This is a genomic window from Cellulosimicrobium sp. NPDC030954, assembly GCF_055571305.1.
In genome coordinates this window covers 17,952-43,285 of sequence record NZ_JBVIFN010000001.1, presented here as the reverse complement: position 1 = coordinate 43,285, position 25,334 = coordinate 17,952, and the positions used below count along the sequence as shown (strand labels likewise).

Sequence of the window (25,334 nt, the reverse complement as noted above, 5' to 3'; positions counted from 1 at the left end):
TCGTGTATCGCAAGGCCGCCCGGTGCGGACGGCCCGTCCGACAGTGGGAGCATGTCCGGCGTGACCACCGACCTCGACCCGACCCGAGTCGACCGCGGCGCGGAGAGCGAGACCACGCTCTCCCCCCGCCGCGAGCGCACCCGCGAGCGCCTGCTGGACGCCGCCTACGGACTGTTCGCCGAGCACGGCATCAACGGCACGTCGATCGAGGCCGTCTGCGAGGCGGCGGGCTTCACGCGGGGCGCGTTCTACTCGAACTTCGACACCAAGGAGTCGCTGTTCCTCGCCCTCACCGAGCGCGAGATCCGGATGCGGATGCGGAGCCTCGAGGCCGCGGTCGAGCACCTGCCGGACGACCCGGTGCGGGACGGGGTCATCGCCCCCGAGGCCATCGCGACGATCGTCGCGGCCGTCATGGCGGACCCCCGCGACGAGCGCCGGTGGTGCCTCATGAGCGCGGAGCTCGAGCTGCTCGCGCTGCGCGACCCGCAGGTCGCGGAGCGGTTCGCCGACCAGGAGGAGTCGTTCCGCACGGAGCTCGCGGACATCCTCGGGCGCGTGCTCACGAGCGTCGGGATGCGTTTCGCGATCGACGCCGCCGCGGCCACGCGCGTGCTCATCAGCGCCTACACGTCCGCGGCCAGGGACGCGTTCCTCGCCCCCGACGGCGACGACGCCGTGCGGCGCGCGCAGGCCGCGGACTGGCTGCCCGCGCTCGTCGGCCGGCTCGTCGAGCCGGACCCCGACGCGGCCTGACGCCGCACCCTCGGCGGGCCGCGACCCTGCGGGTGGCGCACGTCACACTGGCGGTATGACACTCACCTTCAGCGGCGCCGTGGTCGACTGCGCCGACCCCGCCGTCGTGGCGGACTTCTGGCAGGCCGCGCTCGGCTGGACGGGGCGCGAGACCGGACCGCACGGCGAGGCCGTGCTCTACCCGCGCGACGGCGAGACGGTCCTCGGGCCGCCGAGCCTCGTCTTCCAGCGGGTCCCCGAGGGCAAGACGGTCAAGAACCGCGTGCACCTGGACTTCTCGTCGTCCACCCAGGCGGCCGACGTCGCGCGGCTGGAAGGGCTCGGCGCGCACCGCGTCGACGTCGGCCAGGGTGGGCAGGAGACGTTCGTCGTCATGGCCGACGTCGAGGGCAACGAGTTCTGCGTGCTGCGCGGGGACTGACGGTCCGCCGGCGCCGTCACGGCGGGTCGGGGTCGTAGACCGCCGCCGCACCGGCAGGCGGCTCGCCGACGTCCTCGACCGGGCGGGGCGCGTACGTCTGGGCCGTGAGGTCGGCGCGCTCGACGCGCGAGAGCCGGAACCAGCGGATCGCCTCGCGCGTCCGGCACCACGCGACGAGGTACCAGCGCCCGTCGGCGTGCGCGAGCAGCACGGGCTCGACCCGGCGCGCCGAGGTCGCGCCCCGGCCGTCCCGGTAGCGGATCGCGAGCACGCGCGACCCGGCCAGCGCCTGCTCAACGGCGCGCAGCACCCCGAGGTGCGAGCGGGCGCGACCGACGACGTCCCCGCCGCCGTCCGCGCCGTGCGACGCGGCGTCGTCACCGGCCCGGGAGACGCTGCCCGGCGACGCACCGGCTCTCGGTCCGGCGACGGCGTCGGGCGGGAGCGCCGTCGTCCCGGAGCCTCCGCGCACGGCAGGTGCGGACGGCCCGGGCGACGCGGAGCCCGCGTCGTGCCGCACCCACACGCGCGCGGCGAGCGCCTCGGCCCGCGCCCGGTCGCCGGCCGCGAGCGCGTCCCACACCTTGCCGCGCGCGGCGAGCGCGTCGACCGCGAACGGGCTGCCCGGCGGGAGCGTCGCGAGCGCGACCGCGACCGCGACGGCCTGGCCGGGCGTGAAGTTCACCGGGGGCAGGGACGCGCTCGGGTCGAGCACGTAGCCGCCGCCGGGTCCCGCCTGCGCCCAGATCGTCAGCCCGGCCTGCTGCAGCGCGGCGACGTCGCGCTTGATCGTCCGCTCGCTCACCTCGAGCGCTGCCGCGAGGCGCGGGCCCGTGGTGCCCGTCCGCCCCGCGCGGCGCAGCTCCTCGGCGAGCGCGTAGAGCCGCTCGGTCCTGTTCATGCCGTTCCTCCCCCGCTCGATCCTGCCCGCCACCTGCCGCGTCACCTGGTCCGCCGTCGGACGGCCGGGCGCTCCCGACCGGCCCGCCCCGCGCCCTCCGGCACCGGCGGCTCATGCCGCCGGCACGAGCGACGCGACCCACCGCCGGGACCGCACGCGGCGCGCCGCGACGACGATCCGGAACGTCTCCTCGACCAGGAGGAGCGCGAACACGTGGACGGGCTCCGCGCCCACGACGAACCGCAGGAGCGCGGCGAGCGGGAGGAGCAGCACCCACTGCGCCACGACGTCCAGGAGGAGGCAGAACCGCGCCTCGCCGCCCGACCGCAGGACGCCCATGACGAGCGTCATCGCGACGCTCTTGAGGACGAACCCGACGACCATGACGTCGAAGAGCTCGCCCGTGAGCGCCAGGCTCTCCGGCGATACCCCCGGGAAGAGGCCGAGGACCGGGCGTTCGAGCAGCCACACCACGAGTCCCGTGACCGCTCCGGCGACCGCGCTCACGAGGACCAGCGACCGGGCGAGCGCGTACGCCTCGTCGAACGCGCCGGCCCCGAGGCGCGCGCCCAGCAGGACCGCCGTCCCGTTCGCGAGGCCTACGGAGAACGCCAGCGACAGGGACTCGACGGGCGAGAGGATCGCGAGCGCCGTCGCGCTGTGGACGCTCGCGCCCCCGACGATCGCGTAGAACGCGAAGGTGCCCAGCGCCCACAGCGTGCTGTTGACCGCGGCGGGCACCGCGAGGCGCACGAGGGCGAGCAGGTCGTCGCGGCGGATCCCGGCGAGGTCGGCGCGCGGGAACGACCCCAGGAGCCGGCGACCCCAGCGCAGGTGCAGCGCGAGCAGCAGGGTCTCGACGCACGCGCTGACGAGCGTCCCGTACGCGGCCCCGGTGATGCCGAGCGCGGGGAACCCCCAGAGCCCGGTGATGAGGAGCGCGTTGAGGCCCACGTTCAGCAGCACCCCGAGGCCCGCGTACAGCATCCCGACCGACGCCCGGCCCATGACGCGCAGCCCGGCGCTGATGCTCGTGGTGTAGGCGAGGAGCACGTACGTCACGCTCACGAGGCGCAGGAACCCCGCGCCCCGCTCGACCACCTCCGGGGAGTCCGTCCCGAGCGCGACGACCTCGCGGGGGAACACCAGGAAGAGGACGAGCACCACCACCCCCGCCGCGGTCGACACGACCCAGCCGAGCCACACGGTCCGGCGGAGCGCCGCGTCCCGGCCCGGCCCGTCGCCGCCCCAGATCTGCGCGCCGAGCTGGGCGGCGCCGACCGACAGGCCCACGACGAACATCGAGGCGACGAACATGGCCCGCGCGGCGAGACCGATCGCCGCGACGTCCACCTCGGACTGTGACCCGAGCATCGCCGCGTCGACGATGCCCTTGCTGGAGAAGAAGAGCGTCTGCGCGGTCACCGGGACCGCGACGCCCAGCACCTGGCGCACCGCCGCGCCGGCGAGCGCACGGCGCGCACGCCCGACGAGCCGGCCCGGCCTCCCGGACCGCGCGGTCGTCGCGCCGCCGCCCGCGCGGCGGCCGTCCGTCACAGCTGCTTGACGACGCGCGCCGGGTTGCCCACGACGACGGCACCGGCGGGGACGGACTCGTAGACCACGCTCTGGGCGCCGACGACGCCCCCCTCGCCGATCTCGACGCCCTTGAGGATCGTCGCCCCCGTCCCGACCCACGCGCCGGCCCCGACGCGCACGGGTGCCGACGTGATCCGGGCCGCCTCGCGCGCGCCGCCCCGGTCGCGCAACGGGTGCCCGCTGCTGTCCATGATCGTGACGAGGGGACCGAACATCACCCTGTCGCCGATCTCCACGTGCTCGTACGCGACGATCGCGACGCCCTGGAGGACGACGTCGTCGCCGATCTCGATGCGCCCGGCCTCCCGGTCCGCGACCTTGATCGAGCTCAGCTTCACGGGCTGGCTGTGGAACGCCGGGTTGACGCTCGACTCGACGTAGCAGCGGGCACCGATCCGGATCGACCCCCGGAAGTCGTCCCGGCGCAGCCGACGGGGCCCGTCCTCCGAGTCGGCGACCTGGGTGAACGCGACACGCGGGACGCCGACGAAGCTCGTGCCGTCCCCGACGTCGACCCCGTGCGCCAGGAGCGCCTCGGTGACCGTGCCGGTCAGGGGCCAGTCCGGCCGGCAGGGGTACTCGTTGTCGTAGAGCGCGCCCATCAGAGCACCCCCGCGTTCCCGCGGGTCGCGCCGGCCGGGCCGGTCGACGACCTGGCCCCCTGGGCGCCGTTGCCGGTGAAGATCCGGATGACCTTGTTGAGCGAGTACTTCTCGTCCTGGAGGTCCTTGCCGTAGAAGCTCGTGACCCAGAGGCCGTACTTCTCGTGGATCCGGTCGGCGGCGTTCGCGGACGACTCCCGCAGGTCCTCGACCTCCTTCTCGTGCGGCCAGTGGAACGAGCGCGCGGTGCGCTCCATGACGAAGAGGTTGTTGCGCTGGAACAGGCGCACCCCGAGGTCGACGTCCTCACCGCCCCAGCTCGTGAACGACTCGTCGAACATCCCCGCGGCGAGGACCTCCTCGCGCTCCGCCGAGGCGTGGCAGGTCCAGAAGATGTCGAACGGGGCGGGCCAGCCCGCGATGATCTCGCCGAGCTCCTGGTACTGCTTCTCGCGCACGTCGTACGCGCCGCGCGCGTCGAGGAGGTCGATCGTCGCGTCCGCGTCCCGGGGGTCGATGCCGTCGGCGAGCGTGCCGAGCGTCGCCGCGTCGGACTCGAACCCGTACACGTAGCCGACGACGACGGTCGGGTAGGTCGCGCGGCCGTGGATCTCCAGGTGCGTCTCGAGCGTGCGGGACCCGAGCAGGACGCCCGTGTCGACGTAGACGACGTACTTTCCCGAGGCGATGGCGGTACCGATGTTCCGCGCCTTCCCGGCACGGAACCCGGTGTCCTCCTGCCAGTAGTACTTGACGTCGAGGTCCCCGGCGAACGAGCGGACGACGTCCTCCGCGTCGTCGCTCCCGCCGTCGTCGACGACCACGACCTCGAACCGGTCGGCGTCGAGCGTCTGGCGTCGGAGCGCGTCGAGCGTGTGGTGGAGCAGGCGTGCGCGGTTGTAGGTAGGGATGACGACACTGATCTCGATGGTCATGGCGGAATCTCCAGCCTGTGCGTCGGACGAAACGCGAACATGGCCGGGGTTGTCGCACGTCGCTCGTGGCACGGTGGCGACCGAGAACATCGGGATGAGCGTCTTTCCCGGCACCTGTACGTCCAACGACCCGACCAGCCCATCCTTGGGTGGGGCACAACGAACATACCGGGACGAACAGGGCGGGCGCCAGCGGAATTCACCAGGCGAAACAAACGGGATGAATACCGGGAGAATTGCCATTTCCCGGCACGTCGAGAAAGGGCCTGAATTTCCCCCGGGGAACGACGGCACGCAGGGTCGAGGCTGCCGATGGCATCGTTCGAAAGGGAGACTAACAAACCTGCTCACGGGTGGCGAGGGTCGTCCGCGACTCTCCGCCTCTCGCCGCGAGATCGGTGACAGGCGGCTGTCACCGACGTGCTGCGAGGGTGGGGGCATGAGCATCCACGACACGTCAGCGCCGCCCCTCCACGTCGTCCTCGTCCCCGGCTTCTGGCTGGGCGCCTGGGCGTGGGACGACGTCCTCCCCCACCTCGAGGCCGCCGGCCTCGTCCCGCACGCCGTGACCCTCCCGGGGCTGGACCCCGCTGCGACCGCGCAGGACCGCGCCCGCGTCACGCGCGACGACCACGTGGACGCCGTCGCTCGGCTCGTCGCCGGGCTCGACGGACGGGTCGTGCTCGTCGGCCACAGCGGCGGCGGACCCGTCGTGCAGCAGGTCGCCGACCGCGACCCCGCCCGGATCGAGCGGATCGTGTACGTCGACACCGGCCCCCTCGTCGACGGCGCCGCGCTCTCGCCGGACCTCCCGGCGGACGCGGCGGAGGTCCCGCTGCCGGGCTGGGAGGTGCTGGGCGAGGACGGGTCGAGCCTCGACGGCCTGGACGACGACGCGCTCGCACGGTTCCGCGAGCGCGCGGTGCCGACGCCCGGCCCGGTCGCGCGCGGCCCGGTGCACGTGACGAACCCGGCGCGCCTGCACGTCCCCACGACCGTGATCTGCTCCTCGATCCCGTCGGCCGTGCTCGCCGAGCTCGCCCACCCCGGCCCTCCCCTGCACACCGAGCTGGGCGAGCTCACGGACCTCACCTACGTCGACCTGCCGACCGGGCACTGGCCGATGTTCTCGCGCCCGCAGGACCTCGCGGCCGCGCTGGTCGACGCGGTCTCCTGACCCGGCGCAGCACGCCCGCCGGCCACGATCGGCCGCGCGGCCGGTCCACGCGGACCGGCCGCGCGGACCGGTTCGTGCGATGGGCATCACACCTTCTCCCGAGAAAAGTCACCGAACTCGCGTCACAGACGACGACTTGTGCCGTCTTGTCGGGTGGAAGCGGTCATCAGACCGCCGGAAGCCCGCACGACGACGAGACGGACCATGCACGACACCCTGCCTTCCGCCCCCTCGCGCACCGAGGTGCGCACGGCCCTGCTCTGGGCCCTCGAGCACGACCGCGACGCCCTGCTGGAGCACCGCGAGACGACCCAGCACTGCGCGTGGGCCGCGGCCCGGGGTGCGGCCGACCGGCGCCTCGTGCGCCGCTGGCGCGCGGCGTTCGCCCCGCTCCCGACCACCGTCGCCTGACGCGACGCTCCCGAGCGCATCCGTCCGGGGGCCCGCGGGCGAACCCCGGACGAGAGGGTGCGTCCGCCCCTCGGGAGGAGGTCGCCATGTTCGCGTCGCTCGCTGCCGGCTCCGGCGGGACGATCGGCATCTCGGGGATCGGGAACGGCATGTCGCAGTGGTTCCTGATCTTCGGCGCGCTCGTCATCGCCGGCATCCTCGTCGGCTCGATCTACGAGCTCGGCAAGGCCGTGCACGACCGGCACGTCCACCAGCGCCGTCCGGTGCACCGCTGACGCCCGCCTGAGCCCGGCCGTCCGCGCGCGTCACCAGCCTCCGCACCGCTCTCCGCACAGCCCTGCCCCCGCACCCGCGCACGCGGCCTCGCGTCCCGCGCCGCGGCGTCGGACACTGGGAGAAGGACGACGAGGACCGGTGACGCGATGGTCGGGGCCGTGGCACGTGTCCCCCGCGCCCCGCAGGGCGCGAGGCCGGGCGAGCGTGCGCCCGGAGCCCGCGACCGCGTGCTCGACGTCCCCGCCGCGTACACGCGCTGGGCCCCGCTGGTCCGCGCCGTCGTCGCGCGACGCCTGGGCGACCCGGCCGACGCCGACGACGCGACCCAGCTCGTGTTCCTCGCCGCGTGGCGCTCGCGCGACCGGTTCGACCCCGCGCGCGGCGACCTGCCCGTGTGGCTGCTGGGCATCGCACGCCACGTCACCGCGGACGTCCTGAGGGACCGCGCCCGGGAAGCGCGCCGCCGCGAGGCCGTCTCGCGCAGCCGCCTCGTGACGACCGTGCCCGACCCGGCCGACGACGCCGCCGCCCGGGTCGACCTCGAGGGCGCGCTGCGCCGTCTGGCCCCCGAGCGGCGCCGGGTGGTGCGCCTCGTGTACGCGCAGGGGCACACCCACGCGCAGGTCGCGGCCGAGACCGGGCTCCCCCTCGGCACGGTGAAGAGCCACGCCCGCCGCGGCCTGGCCCAGCTCCGCGCCCACCCCTGACCGCCGACCACGACGTCGCTGTCGGGATGCGGCCGATGACGACAGCAACGTCGTGGTCGACTGCGCGCGGCGTCGTGGTCGCCGGAGCGGGTCCTCGCGCTGTACTCGGTGCTGGAGCGCCTCGACCCGAGCCCGCACGTCACGCTCAACCGGGACACCGAGCCCCGCGGAGCGCGACTACCTCACGCTCCGCGCGGCCCGCCTCCGCGCCCTCCCCTGACACGTCCTCCCCAGGGCGTCGAGCACGAGGTTGCTGTCGTCATCGAGCCGAGAACGACAGCAACCTCGTGATCGGGAGCGCGTCACCGCGTGCTCAGCCGAGCGTCGTCGGCAGCTCCGCGTCGCCCTCGCCCGGCGTCGCGCCGAGCACGTGCTCGGCGAGGAACGCGAGCACCACCTGGTACCAGACCTTCGCGTGCTGCGGCTGCAGGACCCAGTGGTTCTCGTCCGGGTAGAACAGGAACCGGTGCACCGTCTCGCCGTCGGCCCCGGCGGGCAGGCCCGACGACCGGAGCAGCTCGTACCAGAGCCGCAGGCCCTCGCCGATCGGCACGCGGTAGTCCTTGTCGCCGTGGATCACGAGCATCGGGGTGACGATGTCGGCCACGAACCGGTGCGGGCTGTTCTCGAGCGCCATCTCCGGCGTCATCTCGCGCGCCCAGTAGTAGGCGTGGTCCGTGGTCGGGCCGAACTGGTCCAGCGCCCACAGGCTCGCGTGCGTGACGATCGCGCGGAAGCGGTCCGTGTGGCCCGCGACCCAGTTCGCCATGTACCCGCCGAACGACCCGCCCATCGCGGCCGTGCGCGTCGCGTCGACCTCGGGGCGGCCCTCGACCGCGTCGGTGATCGCGAGCAGGTCGGTGTACGGGGCCTTGCCCCACGAACCCCAGCCGCGCTGCACGAAGTCCTGGCCGTACCCGGTCGACAGCGCCGGATCCGGCAGCAGCACCGCGTACCCGCGCGCGACCATCAGCCACGGGTTCCAGCGCCAGCTCCACGCGTTCCACGACCCCAGCGGGCCGCCGTGGATCCACAGCAGCAGCGGGGCCGGGTTCTCCGCGGACGCACCGTGCGGCAGCGCGAGCCAGCCGCGCACACGCACGTCGTCGGCCGCGGCGGTCTCGACGTCGACGAGCGTGCCCGGGAGGTCGGGCGTCGCGACCGGGCCGCGCAGCGGCGTCGCGGGCACCGCGGTGCGGCCGCCCGCCGCACCGGAGTCGAGGAACGCCCCGACGTCGATGCGCACCGGGTGCGACGGCTCGAGGTAGCTCGTGCGCAGCGCGTACGCCGTGCGGCCGTCGGGCGCGACCTGCACGTCCGTGAAGACCGCGTCGTCGCTCGTCACGCGCTCGGCGGTGCCGTTCTCCGTCGCGCCGTCCGGGGAGAAGGCGACGAGGAAGACCGGGCCGCGGCCGTCGTCGTCGGCCGTGACGAGCAGGCCCGAGCCGTCGGGGAGCCAGCGCAGCGACGTCGGCCAGCGGTCCCAGTGCGGAACGAGCGTGCGCGGGGTCGCGTGGTTCTCGGCGCGCGTCGTCGCGGAGTCGTCGTGCACGGCGGGGACGTCCGCGACCGAGACCCCGGCGGGCCCGTCCGGCGCGTGCAGCGGCACGACGGCGAGGCTCTCCTCCGGCGCCTGGTGCGGCGTCGAGATCGTCTCGCGCACGAACGCGACCCACGCGCCGTCGGGCGAGATGCGCGGCCAGTGCGCCTCCGCGCTCGGCTCGTCGACGAGCGTGCGCCGTGCGCCCGTCGCGGTGTCGATCGCGACGAGCGTGTTGCGCACCTGCGGCCCGGGACCGGCGACCTGCCAGGTCGTGACGAGGGTCGTGCCGTCGGCGGACAGGTCCGCGGAGTGGTCGTGCAGCGCACGCCCCGGCGCGGCACCCTGCCCGACGCCGCGGGTCACGTCGCGCAGGTCGAGGAGCCGGGGGTCGCGGGGCTGGTCGGTGCTGTCGCCGGCCTTCTCGTCGGAGGACCCGGCCGGGAGCGGGTGGGCGGGCTCGTCCACGAGGGTCGTGAGGTCGCCGACGAACCGGTGCGCCTCGTCCGGGCCGCGGTCGTGGTCCCACTGGCGCACCGGGTACGCGCTGTGCAGGATCGCCGCGACCTTGGCGTCCTTGCGCGCGGACCGGAGCTCGCCGTCGTGCGCGAGGTCGCGCGCGCTCGGCAGCACCGGCGCCGCGACCGAGACGACCGGCGCGTCCGTCGCGGCGAGCGGGCCGCTCACGCCCGCGGGCGCCGTCGCGACGACGCGCGCCTCGCCGCCGGACGCGGGCAGCAGCCACAGCGCCGCCTTCGGGTCGTCGTCGGAGCCGCCGTCCGGGTCGGGCCGCGCCGACGTGAAGAGCACGTCGCCCGTACCCGTGAACGTCGCGCTCGACTCCCCCTTGGTGCTGCGCGTGAGCCGACGCGCCGGGGCGTGACCCGCGGGGTCGACCTCCCACAGTGCCGTCCGGTACCCCGTGCGCTGCGAGTCGAGGGTCTGGACGGTCGTGACCAGGCGCGCCCCGTCGGGCGAGAGCGCGAGCCCCCCGACGCGCGGGATCGCGAGGTACTGATCGAGATCGTGGAACGGGTTCTCGGAGGGGTAGGAGTTTCCGGGCGAGGCGGCGTCGTTACTCACCCGTACGTCCTATCACGGCCACCGCCCCCGCTCGCCCCCCACCCCAGCGCGCCGAACACGACATGAGGGTCGTTATGCAGTCCATAGCGGCCCTCATGTCGTGCTCGACGGCGCGTGGTGTCGTGTTCGACGACGCCAGGCCGGTCAGGCGGGGCCGCGCGCCGGGGTGCTCGCCGCGCATCCTGGCCGTCCACAGGCCGCTGTACCCCCGGTCCCGTCCACAGGTGTCGCAACGGCCGCGGCGGCCGACCCGCCCGACCTGCTCCGATCGGCGCATGCGCACCGTGACCGACGTCCCGCCCGAGCTCCTCACCCTCGCCGGCGCCCAGGAGGGCCTGCTCTCCGCGCGGCAGTGCGCCGAGCACGGTGTCGGCCCGCACCGCCGCTCCCGCCTCGTGAGCCAGGGCCGCTGGCACCGGGTCACCCACGCCGTCCTCGACACGATCCCTACCCCGCTCCATGATCGAGACGGCGCGCGCCGCCACGACCACCTGCGGCGACGGGCCGCCTGGCTCGGGCTGCTCGCCCACGGCCCGGACGCGATCGCCGTCGGGCCGTGCGCGTTGGTGCTCCTCGGGGTGGAAGGCGTGCGCACGGACGTCGTGCCCGAGGTGACGCTCCCCGGGGCGCGTGCCGGTCGCTCTCGCGACGGCATCGTGCTGAGGCAGTTCGACGACGGCATGACCGTGACGCTCGTCGAGGGCCGGTGGGTCGCGACGTCGGACTGGGCCTTGGCGCAGGCCGTGCCGGAGATGGGCAGGATGCGCGCGGTCGCAGCGATGGACAGCGCGCGGTACCGCGGGCTCCTGACCGCTGACGGGCTCGCGCACGCGCACGACCTTGCGCGTGGCCGGCGGGGCGTCGCGCGTACGCACGCCTGGTGGGCGCAGTCGGACGGCCGCGCCGAGTCGCCGCTCGAGACGTTCGCGCGGCTCGACTGCACGGAGTCCGGCATCGCGCCCGACGACCTGCAGGTGGAGGTGTTCGACGGCGACCGACTCCTCGGGCGCGGCGACCTCGGATGGCGACTGCCCGGGGGCCGGTGGCTGATCGCGGAGCTGGACGGCGTCGACGTCCACAGCGTGCCGGCGGCGCTCCTGCGGGACCGGGCTCGACAGAACGACCTCGTCGCGTGCGGTGCCGTGGACCTGTTGCGCTTCACCGGACGCGACGTCACGCCCCCAGGGTCGCCACGACCAGGCCGGCTGGTCACCGACGTGCGTCGGCACCTTGCCCGAGCACGACACCACGCGCCGTCGAGCACGACATGAGGGTCGTTATGGAGCCCATAACGACCTCCATGTCGTGTTCGGCGGGGAGGGGGTCAGTCGTCGCGCTTCGACATCTCGGCGAGCATGGCGTTGTACTCCTGGAGCTCGGCGTCGCCGTCGCGGTCGGCCTGGCGGTCGCTGCGCCGGGCCTCGCGCTCGTCGGATCGCGTCCACATGACGGCGACGACGATCGCCAGGATCAGCGTCGGGAGCTCACCGATGCCCCAGGCCACGCCGCCGCCGCGCTGCTGGTCGGCGATCGCGCTCGGGCCCCACTCGCGGCCGAGCAGGCCGAACCACTCGGGGACGAGCAGCACCTCGCCCGTCGTCAGCGCGACGCCGAAGAACGCGTGGAACGCCATGGTCGCGAAGAGCAGGAGCAGGCGCTGCGGGTAGGGCGGCCGGTGCGGGCCCGGGTCGATCCCGACGAGCGCATTGGCGAACAGGTACCCCGCGAGCGTGAAGTGCGCGAGCATCGCGAGGTGCCCGGCGTACGTCGTCAGGGCGTACTCGAACGCGGGTGTGTAGTAGAAGACGATCATCGAACCGGCGAAGTTCACCGCGGCGACGATCGGGTTGGCGAAGAACTGGCCCACGCGCGACGTCACGATCGCGAGCACCCACTCCCGCGGACCGCGGGACCCGTCCTTGCGCGGCGGCACCGCACGCAGGAGCAGCGTCACGGGCGCGGCGAGCACCAGGAAGATCGGCACGACCATGGCCAGGATCATGTGCTGCACCATGTGCGCGCTGAACAGCACGTGGCCGTACATGGCCGGCCCGCCCGAGGTCACCCAGAACAGGATGAGGATGCCGAGGCACCACGAGATCGTGCGTCCCACCGACCACGAGTCGCCGCGCTTCGCGAGGCGGCGCACCCAGCGCAGGTAGACGACGAGCGCCGCGACGCACGCGAACGCGGGCAGCAGGTCCCAGCGCCACTCGGTGAACCAGCGCGCGAGCGTCGGCTCCGGCGGCAGCGCGTGCCCCGTCACCTGGTACGCGGCGGAGGTGTCGAGCGGCTCCTCCTGCGGCACCGGCGGCGCGGTCGACCCGAGCGCGACGGCGACGCCGGACACGGCGCCCATGATCGCGAGCTCGACCGCGACGAGGCGCCAGAACAGCCAGCGCGTGCCCTCCGCGGCGGCGCCCTTCGCGCCCGTGGACGACGACGTCGCCGGCTTGCTCGACGAGCCGTTCGACGAGGCCTTCGCCGCGGGCTTCGAGGAAACCTTCGACGAGGTGCGGTCGGCGCCCGGCCGCGCGACCGCCGTCGGGCCGGAGAGCCGCCGCACGACGAGCTCGCGGTGCGCGAAGCCCACGACGCCGAGGACCAGCAGCAGCGCGAGCTTGGTGAGCAGGAGGATGCCGTAGTCGGTGGTGAGGCCCGCGAGCGTGTCGACGCGGATGCTCGCGTTCGCGATCCCCGAGACGGCGACGGCGACGTAGCACCACAGCGCGATCGCGGAGTACCGCGCGACGGACGCCGCGAAGTCCGCGCGTCCCAGCCCGCCGCGGACGCGCACGACGGCGAGCGTGCCCAGGCCACCGACCCACAGCGCGGCGCCGGCCAGGTGGAGGAACATCGAGGAGACCGCGAGCTCGTGGCTCACCGCGCCCGCGGCGTGACCCGTGTTGGCCTGCATCGCGATCGCGACGAGCGCGAGCACGGCGGTCCACATGGCGCCCGTGGCGCCGCGCACGGCGAGCGCGGCGGCGGACGTCAGCGCCGCGACGACGATGATCGCGAGGTAGTTGCGGCCCAGGCTGACCTGCGAGACGAAGAGGCCGAGCTGGTCGCCGAACGTCGGGCCCGTGATCGGCGTGCTGGAGATCGAGGAGTAGCGCAGCATGACCTGCACGACCGCCAGCACGGCCCACGTCGCGGCCGACGCGCCCGCGACGCCGAGCGCCTTGCGCACGGACGTCCCGGCGGGCAGCACGCACGCCGCGAGGACGAGCGAGCCGAGCGTCAGCGCGACGGCGAGCTCGGTGAGGACCGTGACGACCGGGGTCCCGAGGCGCGCGAGCGCACCCGGGTCGGGGAAGCCGGCGGGGACGGTGAACGCGGCCGAGAACGCACCGGCGGCGAGCACCGCGACGACGGCGACGACGACGGCGAACGGTCCGGCGAGGACGAGCCACCACGGGTTCGCTGGTCGGGCGTCCGACGGCGCGCGGCGCAGGGCAGTCGTGGTCACCGCACCAGGGTATCGAGCGCGCGGCCCCTCCGGTCATCGCCTGTGGACGCTCTCACGGCGCTTCTCGCGGCGGCTCGCACGGCCGTCCTCACGGTCGCGGCAGCCGCGCCATCCCGTAGACCCGCGTCGCGCAGACGCGCAGCACCTGACGGCGGTCGGCGACCATCGCGCGCCGGAACTCCTCCCAGTCGGGGTGCTCGCTGCCGGAGGCCGCGCGGAACGTCTCGACGAGCTCGTCGGCGGCGGCGTCGTGCGGGTCCAGCGCGACGGCGCTCAGCTCCGCGTCGCCCTCGACGACGGCGTAGCTCCAGAAGTCCTCGGCGCTCACCTGGAGCGAGACGCGCGGGTCGCGCGCGGCGTTGCGGGTCTTGGCGCGGTCGGCGGTGACGGAGACGCGCGCGACGCCGGCGTCGGGGTCCCACGCGTAGAGGACGTTGGAGAGCTGGGGGCGGCCGTCCTTCTTGACCGTCGCGAGCACGCCCTGGCGGCGTGCGGCGACGAGGGCGAGCAGCGCGGGCTCGCCCAGGTGGCCGGGGACGGCGGCGGTGGCGGTGGCGTCGGTCGTCCCGACGGCGTCGTGGCTCATGCCGGCCCAACCCCGCGACGCTCGCCCGGCATTCCCGGCGGCCGCGCGGACGGTCCCCGGGGCGGGCACCATCCCACCCCGGTGGGGACCTCTCCCCACCCGGACCTGTGGACGACGCCCGGTCCGGCGGAGGTCGCGCTGGCATACTGGGCCGGGTTCGCCGGGGGCTCGCGACGCACCGTCCACACCCCTCCGGCCGCGCACGGGACCACACCCGCACGACCACGCACGACCCGGAGGACGATCGATGGCCGCAGGGCACGGCAGCATCTCGACGCAGGACCTCGACCGCGCGAGCCACCTGCTCAAGCGCGTCGGCCAGGTCTTCGACCAGCGCGTCGTCGGCCAGGACGCGCTGCGCACGGCGCTGGTCAGCTCCCTCCTCGCGGGCGGCCACATCCTGCTCGAGTCGGTGCCGGGGCTCGCCAAGACGACGGCGGCGCAGACGCTCGCGGCCGCGGTCGACGGCTCGTTCCACCGCATCCAGTGCACGCCGGACCTCATGCCGAACGACATCGTCGGCACGCAGATCTTCAACTACGCGACCGGCGAGTTCACGACCCAGCTCGGCCCGGTGCACGCCAACGTCGTGCTGCTCGACGAGATCAACCGCTCCTCGGCCAAGACGCAGTCGGCGATGCTCGAGGCGATGCAGGAGAAGCAGACGTCCATCGGCGGCGAGAACTTCTCGCTGCCCGACCCGTTCATGGTGCTCGCGACGCAGAACCCCATCGAGGAGGAGGGCACGTACGTGCTGCCCGAGGCCCAGATGGACCGCTTCCTCATGAAGGAGGTGCTCACCTACCCGACGCCGCCGCAGGAGCTCGAGATCCTCCAGCGCATCGCGACCGGGCAGATGACGCAGCCCCTCACGGCGCAGCCGATCTCGCTCGACGACGTCCGCTTCCTCCGCGGCCTCGTCGACGACGTGTACGTGGACGACTCGATCAAGCGCTACGTCGTCGACCTCATCAACACGACGCGGCTCTCCGGCCCGCGCCCGATCCCGGGCCTCGACCGCCACGTGCGCGTGGGCGCGTCGCCGCGCGGCGGCATCGCGCTCATGCGCGTGGGCCAGGCGCTCGCGATCCTCGCGGGCCGCGCGTACGTCATCCCGGACGACATCAAGGCCGTGCGCTACTCGGTGCTGCGGCACCGCCTCGTGCGCACGTTCGACGCGCTCGCCAACAACGTGCCGCCGGAGCAGCTCGTGGACGCCGTGTTCGACGCCGTCCCCACGCCCTGAGCGACCCCTCACCTTCTCGAGAGAGCACCACGTGCCCGACGTCTCCCGTCTCGCCCAGGTCCGGGCCCGGCTCGACCTCCCGGTCGCGCGCCGGGCGTCCGGCCTGCTCGAGGGACGGCACCGGTCGGTCTTCAAGGGGCACGGGCAGGACTTCGACGACCTGCACCTGTACGCGCCGGGCGAGGACGTCGGCGACATCGACTGGAAGTCCTCGGCGCGCGCCGGGCTGCCGATCATCCGCCGGTTCGTGCGCGAGTCGAACCTCAACCTCGTGCTCGTGGTCGACACCGGGCGCACGATGGGCGCGACCGCCCCGAGCGGCGAGACCAAGGCGGAGATCGCGAGCTTCTGCTGCGCGCTCGTCGCGTACCTCGCGCGCGACCGGGGCGACCGGGTCGCGCTCGTCGCGGGCGACGCCCGGCGCCTGGTCCAGCTCCCGCCCCGCGCGAGCACGCAGGACCTCGAGGTGCTGCTGCGCACGGTGGAGGACCTGTGGCGGCCCGACGCCCCCGCGAGCGACCTCGCGCGCCCGCTCGACCGCGCCCGGTCCGCGTTCCGGCGCCGCTCGCTGATCGTGGTCGTGACGGACGAGGCGCGGCCCGAGGCCGAGCACGAGCAGCTCCTGCGGTCGTTGCGCGTGCGTCACGAGGTCATGGTCGTCCAGGTCGCTGACCTCTCCCCCGTGACCGCGGGCGTCGGGCCGCACGCCACGGGCGAGGTCGCGGACGTCGACGGGACGCTGCGCCTGCCGGCGTTCCTGCGCGGCCGGGCGTCGCTCGCCGCGTCCGCCGCCCAGGCCCTCGCCGCGCGGCGGGCCGAGGTCGCGGAGCGTCTGCGCACCCTCCAGGTCGAGGGCGTGCTCGTCGAGGGGTCGGACGACGTCGTGCAGCGTTTCGTCGAGCTCCTGGGGAGGCAGAAGCGTGCCCGTCGATGAGCTCGTCGACCCCGTGGGCTACTCGGGGTGGTGGACCGTCCTGGGGATCGTGGCGATCCTCGCGGCGGCCGCCGTCGTGTTCCTCGTGATCTGGCTGACGCGCGCGAACGCGGCGGAGAAGGCCGTGCCGCCCGCCGCGCCCCTGCTCCCCACCGGCCCCTACGACCCGTACGCGGCCCTCCGCGCCGAGTACGAGCGACGCCTCGACGCCGTCGCGGAACGCTTCCGCGCGGGTGAGCTCGACGAGCGCGCGCTGCACCTCGCGCTCTCGGCCGAGATGCGCGGCTTCGCGACCGGTCGGCTCGGGCAGGACGCGTCGTCCATGACGCTCTCCGAGATCCAGCAGATCGGCGAGGCGGGGCGCCTCACCCAGGTCATCGCGCGCTACTACCGGCCGTCGTTCGCGGACCACGACAACGACCCCGCGGCGCGCGCGACCGACGCGGAGGACTCGATCGACCGCGCCCGATCGGTGGTGCGCGGATGGTGACGCCCGCGCTCGCGACGAGCACCGCCGTCGTGCCGGGGCCGCAGGGCGCCTCGATCCTGTGGCCGTGGCTGTGGGGCGTGCTCGTCGCCGCCGTCCTCGCCGCGGGCGCGGTCGCCTGGTGGCTCGCCCGGCACCGCCGGAGGCGTGACGCCGACGCCGACGTGCTCTGGGTCGCGAACTCCGAGTACTTGGCGCGCGTGCCCGCGTTCGCCGCGTGGGTGCGGCGCTACCGCGTGCTGCAGGGGCTCACGGCGGCGGGGCTGCTCGTCGCCGTCGTCGGGGCCGGTGCCGTCGCGGCGCGCCCGGTCGAGACGGACGTCGTCGTGGACCGCCTGGGTACGCGCGACATCGTGCTGTGCCTGGACGTGTCGGGCTCGATGATCGAGTACGACGGCGCCGTGCTCAAGGTGTTCCAGGAGCTCGTGGACAACTTCGAGGGCGAGCGGATCGCGCTGTCGATCTTCAACTCGTCGTCGCGCACGGTCTTCCCGCTCACGGACGACTACACGCTCGTCCAGGAGGAGCTCCAGGGCGGCATCGACGCGCTCGACAAGGACCCGTCGACGTTCGACTACACCGGCGGGTCGGACGACGCGGAGATCCTCGAGTACGCGCAGTTCACCGCCGGGACGACGGCGAACCTCTCCGGCGCGAGCCTCATCGGCGACGGGCTCGCGAGCTGCGCGCTCCAGTTCGACGCGGAGGACACCCAGCGTTCGCGCTCGATCATCCTCGCGACCGACAACTACGTCTCCGGCGAGCCGATCTACACGCTCCCCCAGGCCGCCGACCTCGTCGCGTCGCGCGACATCACGCTGCACGGGATCTTCGGCGGCTCGCAGCGCTACGAGGGCACCCCGGAGGAGAGCGAGTACCGCAGCACGGTCGAGGACGGCGGCGGGCTCTACTTCCTCGCCGACGACCCGGCCGCGGTGCAGGGCATGGTCGACGACGTCGTCGCGCAGCAGGCGGTCGAGCTCGACGCGTCGCCCGAGGTGATCGTCACGGACCGGCCCGCGGGCTGGTTCCTCGTCGCGGTCCTCGGTGTCGCGCTGCTGCTCGTCGTCGCGTGGCGGGTGAAGGAGTGACGCGATGACTCTCGGAGGAGTGACGCTGCAGCCGCTCGTACCCGTGTGGGCGCTCGCGCTGCTCGTCCTGCCCCTGCTCGGCCTCACGGTGTGGCAGGCGGTCGTGGCCGGGCGCCCCGGGCCCGACGGCGTCCCGCGCCCGGGTGCCCCGCGCGCGGCCTGGCTGCGCCGCGCCGGAGCGGTGGTCCTGCTCGGGATCGTCGGGCTCGCGCCGTCGGTCGCGTCGACGGACCGCGACACGTCGGTCGCGAACGTCGACATGTTCTTCGTCGTCGACCGCACCGGGTCCATGGCGGCCGAGGACTACGGGCCCGAGGGCGGCCAGGAGCGGCTCGACGGCGTGCGGCACGACATCACGAGCCTCACCGAGGCGATCCCCGGCGCCCGGTACTCGATCATCTCGTTCGACTCGCAGGCGTCGCGACAGCTCCCGCTGACGACCGACGCGCGCGCGATCACGTCGTGGGCGGACACGTTCCACCGCGAGATCACACGGTACTCGCAGGGCTCGCTCACGGACCGGCCCCTCGACGAGCTGCGCTCCGCGCTCCAGGGGTCCGCCGAGCAGCACCCGGCGAACGTGCGCCTCGTCTTCTTCCTCACCGACGGCGAGCAGACGACGGAGGGCGAGCCACGGTCGTTCGCCGACCTGGCGCCGCTCGTCGACGGCGGCGCGGTGCTCGGCTACGGCACCGCCGAGGGCGGCCCGATGAAGGAGTACGACCCCGACGTGGAGCCCGAGGAGGCGGAGTACATCATCGACTGGTCGCAGCCGAGCCAGGACGGCGAGCCCGTCGAGGCGCTGTCCGTCCTCGACGAGGAGTCGCTCACCACGCTCGCGGACCAGCTCGGTGTCCCGTACGTGCACCGGCAGGAGCCGTCGGAGACGGCGTCGCTCGTCGCGGGCGTGGACCCGCAGCAGGTCGCGGCCGACGGTCGGCGCGACGTCACGGCGTACCGCCCGGTCGTCTGGCCGTTCGCGCTCGCGCTCGTCGCGCTGCTGGGCGTCGAGGCGTGGTTCTGGTCGCGCTCGGCCAGCCGCTCGCTCGTTCGACCGACGGCCTCCCGGCCCTCTGCACCGGCCCGGTCCGGGGACGTCCCGCGCGGCCCCCGCACACGCGAGCCGGACGGGCCGAGCCACGGCGACCGGCCGGCGTCGGGCACGCCCGCGACGGACCGGGCGGAGGTGCGACGATGACCTGGACCCCGCCCCCGACGCCGCCGACCGGCACGCGCAAGCCCCGTCCCACGGGGGTCGCCGCGCTCCGCGCCGCGCGCCTGCGCCGACGCACGTGGTGGCTCGTCGGGACGTTGCCCGTCGTGCTCGCGCTCGTCGTGCTCGGGGTCAAGCTGGCGCTCCTCGCGCCGATCGCGGCGACGGCCAAGGACCGCTACCAGGCGGGCGAGGCCACGACCGCGGCGGACTACTACGGGATCCAGCGGACCTTCAACATCGTCGAGCCGTGGAAGGCGCACTTCAACCACGGGACCGCGCTCGCGCGCTCCGAGGACTCGTGGGCGCTGTACGACGCGATCACGTCCCTCGACCGCGCGTACGACCTCGCGGAGCACGAGTCGCCCGAGGAACGCTGCATGATCCAGACGAACCTGTCGCTCGCGTACGAGATCCAGGGCGACGGCGACATGGCGTACGCGGACGGCAAGGCGGCGGAGCTCGCGCTCGTCGAGGAGGCCATCGCCGCCCGCGACGCGGGCCTGCCGTACGACGAGGAGGTCCTCAACCCGTACGGCGACGGGAGCGAGGAGCCCGACCCGGAGGAGCTGCGCGAGGACGTCCAGGACTGGTACGAGTACGCCGAGCAGGAGTACGCGACGGCCGAGCAGATCCGCGGCTGGCCCGACTGCGGGGAGTCCGAGCAGACGCCCGAGCAGGAGGAGCAGGACGAGGCCGCGCAGCAGCGCCTCCAGGACAAGCAGCAGCAGGCGCAGGACTCGCAGCCGGAGAACGAGGGTGGCGGGGACACGCAGGAGGGCGAGGGCTCCGAGGGCGACGAGCAGTCGGAGGCGTCGGGAGGCGACGGGTCGGAGGGCGAGGACCAGCAGAGCCAGGCCGAGCGCGAGGAGCAGCAGCGCCAGGAGGAGCTCCAGCAGCAGGGCTCGGAGGCGCGCGAGGAGCAGGAGCGCCTCGAGCAGGAGTACCGCGACCTCTACGGCGACCAGCCCGGGACCGGCACCGACCCGGGCGACGGCAGCGGGAGCGGCACCAAGAACTGGTGAGCGACCCCGGCCCTCGCGGGTGGGCCGCCGTTCCGTGACCACCCGCTCCCCGGTCCGAGGCCCGTGGGCCAGGACGTGCCATAGGTGTGACCACCCTGCGAGACGACGGCCGGGACCCGCGAACGCGCCGGACGGTGGCCCGTACCCTCGGCGACCGTGACCACACCCGAGGATCTGTCCGTCCTTCGAGCGCTCCACTCGAAGCCGTCGCGCCGCTACCTCTCGCCAGAGGCCGTGCCGGACGACGTGCTCGACGCGATCCTCGACGCCGCGGTCCGCGGGCCCAACGGCGGGAACCGCCAGCAGTGGGCGTGGGTCGTGGTGACGGACGCGGCGACCAAGGCGCAGATCGCCGAGTGGTACCGCGAAGGATGGCGGCCCGCGTACGGGGATCGCCGCGACGCCGTCCTCGGTGCCGCGACCGACGACGCGGGCGTGAGCGACGCGGGCTTCCGCGCCGTCGAGCACCTGGCCCTGCACCTGGAGGAGGCGCCGGTATGGGTCGTGCCGGTGCTGCGGAACGCGGCGGGCTCGACGGACCCCCGGCTCGGCGCCTCGATCTACGGCGCGGTGCAGAACCTCGTGCTCGCCGCCCGTGCCTACGGGCTGGGGACGACGCTGACGACCTTCCACACGATCCGCGAGGGCGACGTCGCCGCGCTGCTCGGCCTGCCCGACGACGCGCTGACGATGGGCTTGGTCCCGCTCGGCTACCCGGCGCGCGGACGCTGGTCGGAGCCGCGCCGGCGCCCGCTCGCGGCGGTCGTGCACCAGGACCGCTGGCAGGGCTGAGCACACCTGGAAGAGGCGTGCGCCCGCGCGCGTTCGCCCTGGAGGACACGCACGGCCGGACGACCGTGGCGACGGCACGGCACCCGGGCGACCGGGCGAGGAGGAGCAGCATGACCAGCACCACGAGCACCCAGCCCGACGCCACCGACCTGGACGACGCCGTCCTGGACAACCCGTCGTGGAGCGCCCTCACCGGCGCTCACGCGCACCTCGCCGAGGGCGACGACCTCGCGCGGCGCTACCCGGCCGACGTCTCGCCCATCACGGGCGTGCGCTCGTGGGGCGCGCCCGGGGTGTGGGACGCGATCGCCACGCTCGTCGGGCCGGGCGGCCGCTTCTCCGCGCCGCCCGTCGGCGTCGAGCCGCCGGCGGGCTGGACGCTCGAGGCGCGGGTCGAGGGGGTCCAGCTCGTCGAGACCGAGCGCCTGGTCACCCGCCCCGACCCGGAGGCGGTCGTGCTCGGCGCGGCCGACGTGCCGGACATGCTCGCGCTCGTCGAGCGCAGCCGGCCGGGGCCGTTCGAGGCGCGCACCTACCTGCTCGGGCGCTACGTCGGGTTCCGGGACGACGCCGGCCGGCTCGTCGCGATGGCGGGCGAGCGCCTGCACCCCGCAGGCTGGACGGAGATCAGCGCCGTGACGACCGACGCCGCGCACCGGGGACGCGGCCTCGCGTCACGCCTCGTCCGCGACGTCGCGTTCCACGTGCAGGAGCGGGGCGACCGCGCGTTCCTGCACGCCGCGGCCGAGAACACCGGCGCGATCGCCGTGTACGAGCGGCTCGGGTTCGCGCTGCGCCGCCGCACGAGCTTCGGGTCCCTGCTCGCGCCGGCCTGACGCCTCAGTCCTCGATCCCGTCCACGAGCAGGGTCCGCGGGCCGGGGCCCTCGTCGGCGAGCGCGTCGTGCGGGTTGACGAGGACGCACTTGCGCAGCGACAGGCACCCGCAGCCGATGCAGTCCGTGAGGTGGTCGCGCAGCCGCGTGAGCTGCTCGATGCGTGCGTCGAGGTCGGCGTGCCATCCCGCCGAGAGGCGGTGCCAGTCCTTGGCCGTCGGCGTGCGGTCGCCGGGCAGCGTCGCGAGCGCGGCGCGGATGCGCGCGAGCGGGATGCCGACACGCTGGGACGCGCGCACGAACGCGACCCGGCGCAGCGTCTCGCGCGCGAAGCGCCGCTGGTTGCCGGGGGTCCGGCGGCTCGTGATGAGCCCCTCGCGCTCGTAGAAGTGCAGCGCGGACACGGCGACGCCGCTGCGCGCGGCGAGCTGGCCGACGGTGAGCTCGTCGCTCGGGGACGGGACGTCGTCGGGCACGCGGGCTCCTCGCCGGACGGCCGCCGCGCGGCTCGCGGCGGACTGCTTGACCTCAACATTTGTTGAGGTTCGAGACTAGCAGGGCGCGCCCGGACCGGGTCGCGTGCCGCCGCTCCGGCGCGGCCCGTCGCCACTGAGGGAGCACACCCGTGGACGCCATCCGCCTGCACGCGTTCGGACCGCCCGAGAACCTCGTCCTCGACCAGGTCCCCGACCCCGTCCCCGGACCCGGCGAGGTCCTCGTCGCCGTCCGGGCGCACGGCGTCCACCTGCTCGACACCACCCTGCGTCGGGGCGAGGCGGCGGGCGGCCCGCTCCCGCTGCCCGCCCTGCCCACGATCCCGGGACGCGAGGTCGCCGGGGTCGTGGAGGCGGTCGGGCCGGGGGTCGACGCCGCCTGGCGCGGGCGGCGGGTCGCCGCCCACCTCGGCGCCACGCCCGACGGCGGCGGGTACGCGCGGCTCGCCGCCGTCCCCGTCGAGCTGCTGCACCGCATCCCCGACCACGTCACGGCGCCCGACGCGATCGCGATGATCGGGACCGGCCGCACCGCCGTCGGCATCCTCGACCTCGCCGAGCTCGGCGCGACCGACACCGTGCTCGTCACGGCCGCGGCCGGCGGGCTCGGCACGCTCCTCGTGCAGAGCGCGCTCGCGATCGGCGCACGGGTCGTCGCGCTCGCCGGCGGCCCGGAGAAGGTCGCGCTCGTCCGCGGGCTCGGTCGGGAGCCGCACGCCGAGCGGCTCGTCGTGATCGACTACCGGGCCGAGGGCTGGCTCGACGAGGCGCGGGCCGCCGTCGGGCAGCACTCCCCCGACGGGGCGACCGTCCTGCTCGACGGCGTGGGCGGGGACGCAGGCACGGAGGCCGCGACGCTCCTCGCCCCCGACGCGCGTCTCGTGCTCTTCGGGTGGTCCTCGGGCGCACCGAACCGCGCCGGTGACGTCGACCACGGCGCCGGGAACGTCCCGAATCCCGGTGCGGGAGCGGTCGCGCGGGACGTACGGTGGGCCGTGGGACCCCAGGCCCGACCCTGGGGAGACCTGTTCGACCTGCAGGAGCGCGCGCTCGCGCTCGCGGCGGACGGGACGTGGCACGTCGTCACGCACCAGGTACCCCTCGCGGAGGCAGCGCGCGCCCACCGCGAGCTCGAAGCGCGCGCCACCACCGGAAAGGTCGTTCTCGTATGACGGCGGAGCCCCGCACCGACGCCGACGCGCCGACGTACGGCACCCCCGACGCCCCCGCCGTGCCCGCGGCCGGCGCGGCGCTCGCCCCCGGGACCCAGCGCACCGTCCTGTTCGGCATGGTCGCGTTCGTGTTCCTCGGCGCGTTCGAGGCGCTCGCCGTCGCGACCGCCACGCCGACCGTCGCCGTCGAGCTCGACGGCCTCACGCTCTACACGCTCGCGTTCGCCGCGTCGCTCGCGTCGAGCGTCGTCGGGATGGTCGCGTCGGGCCGCTGGAGCGACCGCGCCGGCCCGACGACGCCCCTGTGGACGGGCATCGGGCTCTTCCTCGCCGGCCTGCTGGTGGCGGGCCTCGCGCAGGACATGCTCGTCCTCGTCGCGGGCCGCGTGCTCCAGGGCGTCGGGACGGGCCTGTACATCGTCGCGCTCTACGTGCTCGTCGCGCGCGTGTTCCCCACCGACCGGCGGCCGAAGGTCTTCGCCGCGTTCGCCGCGGCCTGGGTGATCCCGTCCATCGTCGGCCCCGCCATCGCCGGGCTCGTCGTGGAGCACGTCGGCTGGCGCTGGGTCTTCCTCGCGGTCCCGGTGCTCGCCGTCCCGGCGCTGGTCCTCATGCGCCCGGGGATGCGCGCCGCCCGCGGCTCGGCCCCCGACGACGCCGCGTCCCCGGCGTCCAACGACGTCTCCGCCCCGTCGGAGGACGTCCCTCCGTACGGGACCGACGACGCCGAGTCGCCGCTCGACCGGACCGCGCGCCAGGCCTCGCTCGCCTGGGCGGTCGTGGCCGCCGTCGGGATCGGGGCGCTCAACTACGCGGGCCAGCTCCGCGGCCTCGGGCTCGCCGTCCTGCTCGTCGCCGCGCTGGCCGCCGTCGCGCTCGCCGTCCCCCGCCTCCTGCCGCCGGGCACGACCCGTGCCGCGCGCGGCCTGCCGAGCGTCATCGCGATCCGCGGGCTCGTCGCCGCCGCGTTCACCGGCGCCGAGGTGCTGCTCCCGCTCCTGCTCTCCCACGAGCGCGGGCTCGCCCCGTCGCTCGCCGGCGCGGTGCTCACGTTCGGCGCCGTCGGCTGGTCGACGGGCTCCTGGCTGCGCGGTCGCGCGACGTGGGGACTCCAGCACGCCGGCTACGTGCGCCTCGGAGGGACGCTCGTCGCGCTCGGCATCGGCGGCGCGGCGCTGCTCGCGTGGACCGCCGTGCCGCCCGTCGTCGGCATGGTCGCGTGGACCCTCGCCGGCCTCGGCATGGGCATGACCCACCCGACGCTGTCGGTGCTGACGCTCGAGCTCTCGCCCGTGGCGGAGCAGGGCGCCAACTCCTCCTCGCTCCAGGTCTCCGACGCCGTCGCCGCCGCCACCGCGCTCGCCGTCACCGGCTCGCTCCTGTGGGCCCTGCACCCGACGCTCGGCCTCGCGTCGTACGTCGTCTGCTTCGGCGTCACCGTGCTGCTCGCGGCGGGCGTCGCCCTCCTCGCCCCCCGCACCCGCCCGACCCTCGCGAGGTAGGACCCCGGTCGGCTCGAGGGAGAGCAGTGGTCCGGCGAGGTAGAGCCCTGGTCCGTTCAAGTAGAGACCTGGTTCCG

General features: G+C 74.8%; 25 protein-coding genes. 17 read left to right on the top strand and 8 right to left on the bottom strand.

Annotation, left to right across the window (positions count from 1 at the left end; all coding sequences use genetic code 11):
* Positions 1-51: 51 nt before the first annotated feature.
* Complete coding sequence (locus ACZ402_RS00185) at positions 52-756, top strand: TetR/AcrR family transcriptional regulator (RefSeq protein WP_375823923.1); 705 nt, start codon at positions 52-54, stop codon at positions 754-756.
* A gap of 55 nt (positions 757-811) precedes the next feature.
* Positions 812-1,177 carry a VOC family protein gene (locus tag ACZ402_RS00180; protein ID WP_375823924.1) on the top strand — a complete coding sequence of 122 codons (366 nt, stop codon included), beginning with the start codon at positions 812-814 and terminating at the stop codon, positions 1,175-1,177.
* A gap of 16 nt (positions 1,178-1,193) precedes the next feature.
* On the opposite strand, the gene ACZ402_RS00175 is transcribed toward ACZ402_RS00180, so the two are convergent.
* The 4 genes from ACZ402_RS00175 to ACZ402_RS00160 form a co-directional block, all read right to left on the bottom strand.
* On the bottom strand, positions 1,194-2,078 hold the full coding sequence (locus ACZ402_RS00175) for a helix-turn-helix transcriptional regulator (protein ID WP_375823926.1): 885 nt from the start codon (positions 2,076-2,078) through the stop codon (positions 1,194-1,196).
* Between the two features lie 111 nt (positions 2,079-2,189).
* A complete protein-coding gene (locus tag ACZ402_RS00170) occupies positions 2,190-3,635 on the bottom strand; it encodes an MATE family efflux transporter (protein WP_375823927.1) in 1,446 nt (481 codons plus the stop codon).
* Positions 3,632-4,279: an acyltransferase gene (locus ACZ402_RS00165; protein ID WP_375823928.1), complete on the bottom strand. Its 648-nt coding sequence runs from the start codon at positions 4,277-4,279 to the stop codon at positions 3,632-3,634. The genes ACZ402_RS00170 and ACZ402_RS00165 overlap by 4 nt, the downstream gene beginning before the upstream one ends.
* The gene (locus tag ACZ402_RS00160; protein ID WP_375823929.1) at positions 4,279-5,214 is read right to left on the bottom strand and encodes a glycosyltransferase; all 936 of its coding nucleotides are present in this window, start codon (positions 5,212-5,214) and stop codon (positions 4,279-4,281) included. The genes ACZ402_RS00165 and ACZ402_RS00160 overlap by 1 nt, the downstream gene beginning before the upstream one ends.
* A 439-nt stretch (positions 5,215-5,653) precedes the next feature.
* Here ACZ402_RS00160 and ACZ402_RS00155 point away from each other — a divergent pair, with 439 nt between their 5' ends.
* From ACZ402_RS00155 to ACZ402_RS00140, 4 genes are all read left to right on the top strand, one after another.
* On the top strand, positions 5,654-6,391 hold the full coding sequence (locus tag ACZ402_RS00155) for an alpha/beta fold hydrolase (protein ID WP_375823930.1): 738 nt from the start codon (positions 5,654-5,656) through the stop codon (positions 6,389-6,391).
* Positions 6,392-6,595: 204 nt separating this feature from the next.
* Entirely contained in the window at positions 6,596-6,802 is a 207-nt protein-coding gene (locus ACZ402_RS00150) for a hypothetical protein (RefSeq protein ID WP_375823931.1), read from the top strand.
* A gap of 86 nt (positions 6,803-6,888) precedes the next feature.
* Positions 6,889-7,077 carry a hypothetical protein gene (locus ACZ402_RS00145; RefSeq protein ID WP_375823932.1) on the top strand — a complete coding sequence of 63 codons (189 nt, stop codon included), beginning with the start codon at positions 6,889-6,891 and terminating at the stop codon, positions 7,075-7,077.
* A 159-nt stretch (positions 7,078-7,236) separates the two neighbouring features.
* Entirely contained in the window at positions 7,237-7,785 is a 549-nt protein-coding gene (locus ACZ402_RS00140; protein WP_375823933.1) for an RNA polymerase sigma factor, read from the top strand.
* Between the two features lie 313 nt (positions 7,786-8,098).
* Here ACZ402_RS00140 and ACZ402_RS00135 read toward each other — a convergent pair whose 3' ends face one another.
* Entirely contained in the window at positions 8,099-10,408 is a 2,310-nt protein-coding gene (locus ACZ402_RS00135; protein WP_375823934.1) for a S9 family peptidase, read from the bottom strand.
* A 275-nt stretch (positions 10,409-10,683) separates the two neighbouring features.
* Between ACZ402_RS00135 and ACZ402_RS00130 the strand changes: the two genes are divergently transcribed.
* Positions 10,684-11,679, top strand: coding sequence for a hypothetical protein (locus ACZ402_RS00130; RefSeq protein WP_375823935.1), 996 nt, complete (start codon positions 10,684-10,686; stop codon positions 11,677-11,679).
* A gap of 53 nt (positions 11,680-11,732) precedes the next feature.
* Here the strand turns inward: ACZ402_RS00130 and ACZ402_RS00125 are convergent, their stop codons facing one another.
* Together ACZ402_RS00125 and ACZ402_RS00120 are read right to left on the bottom strand one after the other, a co-directional pair.
* Positions 11,733-13,880, bottom strand: coding sequence for a bifunctional copper resistance protein CopD/cytochrome c oxidase assembly protein (locus ACZ402_RS00125; RefSeq protein ID WP_375823936.1), 2,148 nt, complete (start codon positions 13,878-13,880; stop codon positions 11,733-11,735).
* 88 nt (positions 13,881-13,968) lie between these two features.
* A complete protein-coding gene (locus tag ACZ402_RS00120) occupies positions 13,969-14,466 on the bottom strand; it encodes a PPOX class F420-dependent oxidoreductase (protein WP_375823937.1) in 498 nt (165 codons plus the stop codon).
* Positions 14,467-14,713: 247 nt separating this feature from the next.
* Here ACZ402_RS00120 and ACZ402_RS00115 point away from each other — a divergent pair, with 247 nt between their 5' ends.
* The 8 genes from ACZ402_RS00115 to ACZ402_RS00080 all read left to right on the top strand — a co-directional run bounded on the left by ACZ402_RS00115 (position 14,714) and on the right by ACZ402_RS00080 (position 22,090).
* The gene (locus tag ACZ402_RS00115; RefSeq protein WP_253052144.1) at positions 14,714-15,712 is read left to right on the top strand and encodes an AAA family ATPase; all 999 of its coding nucleotides are present in this window, start codon (positions 14,714-14,716) and stop codon (positions 15,710-15,712) included.
* Between the two features lie 31 nt (positions 15,713-15,743).
* On the top strand, positions 15,744-16,646 hold the full coding sequence (locus ACZ402_RS00110; RefSeq protein ID WP_375823939.1) for a DUF58 domain-containing protein: 903 nt from the start codon (positions 15,744-15,746) through the stop codon (positions 16,644-16,646).
* The gene (locus tag ACZ402_RS00105; RefSeq protein ID WP_375823940.1) at positions 16,633-17,136 is read left to right on the top strand and encodes a hypothetical protein; all 504 of its coding nucleotides are present in this window, start codon (positions 16,633-16,635) and stop codon (positions 17,134-17,136) included. Before ACZ402_RS00110 ends, ACZ402_RS00105 begins: the two co-directional genes overlap by 14 nt.
* Entirely contained in the window at positions 17,130-18,224 is a 1,095-nt protein-coding gene (locus ACZ402_RS00100) for a vWA domain-containing protein (RefSeq protein WP_375823941.1), read from the top strand. The genes ACZ402_RS00105 and ACZ402_RS00100 overlap by 7 nt, the downstream gene beginning before the upstream one ends.
* Positions 18,225-18,228: 4 nt before the next feature.
* The gene (locus tag ACZ402_RS00095) at positions 18,229-19,422 is read left to right on the top strand and encodes a vWA domain-containing protein (protein WP_375823942.1); all 1,194 of its coding nucleotides are present in this window, start codon (positions 18,229-18,231) and stop codon (positions 19,420-19,422) included.
* The gene (locus ACZ402_RS00090) at positions 19,419-20,462 is read left to right on the top strand and encodes a hypothetical protein (protein WP_375823943.1); all 1,044 of its coding nucleotides are present in this window, start codon (positions 19,419-19,421) and stop codon (positions 20,460-20,462) included. The genes ACZ402_RS00095 and ACZ402_RS00090 overlap by 4 nt, the downstream gene beginning before the upstream one ends.
* Positions 20,463-20,618: 156 nt before the next feature.
* Complete coding sequence (locus ACZ402_RS00085) at positions 20,619-21,254, top strand: nitroreductase family protein (protein ID WP_375823944.1); 636 nt, start codon at positions 20,619-20,621, stop codon at positions 21,252-21,254.
* Positions 21,255-21,364: 110 nt separating this feature from the next.
* On the top strand, positions 21,365-22,090 hold the full coding sequence (locus tag ACZ402_RS00080; protein ID WP_375823945.1) for a GNAT family N-acetyltransferase: 726 nt from the start codon (positions 21,365-21,367) through the stop codon (positions 22,088-22,090).
* Positions 22,091-22,094: 4 nt separating this feature from the next.
* On the opposite strand, the gene soxR is transcribed toward ACZ402_RS00080, so the two are convergent.
* Positions 22,095-22,565, bottom strand: a complete 471-nt coding sequence (gene soxR / locus ACZ402_RS00075; RefSeq protein ID WP_253052128.1) for a redox-sensitive transcriptional activator SoxR — start codon at positions 22,563-22,565, stop codon at positions 22,095-22,097.
* Between the two features lie 149 nt (positions 22,566-22,714).
* Between soxR and ACZ402_RS00070 the strand changes: the two genes are divergently transcribed.
* Together ACZ402_RS00070 and ACZ402_RS00065 are read left to right on the top strand one after the other, a co-directional pair.
* Positions 22,715-23,755, top strand: a complete 1,041-nt coding sequence (locus ACZ402_RS00070; protein WP_375823946.1) for an alcohol dehydrogenase catalytic domain-containing protein — start codon at positions 22,715-22,717, stop codon at positions 23,753-23,755.
* Positions 23,752-25,257, top strand: coding sequence for an MFS transporter (locus ACZ402_RS00065; RefSeq protein ID WP_375823947.1), 1,506 nt, complete (start codon positions 23,752-23,754; stop codon positions 25,255-25,257). The genes ACZ402_RS00070 and ACZ402_RS00065 overlap by 4 nt, the downstream gene beginning before the upstream one ends.
* The last annotated feature ends 77 nt before the right edge of the window (positions 25,258-25,334 follow it).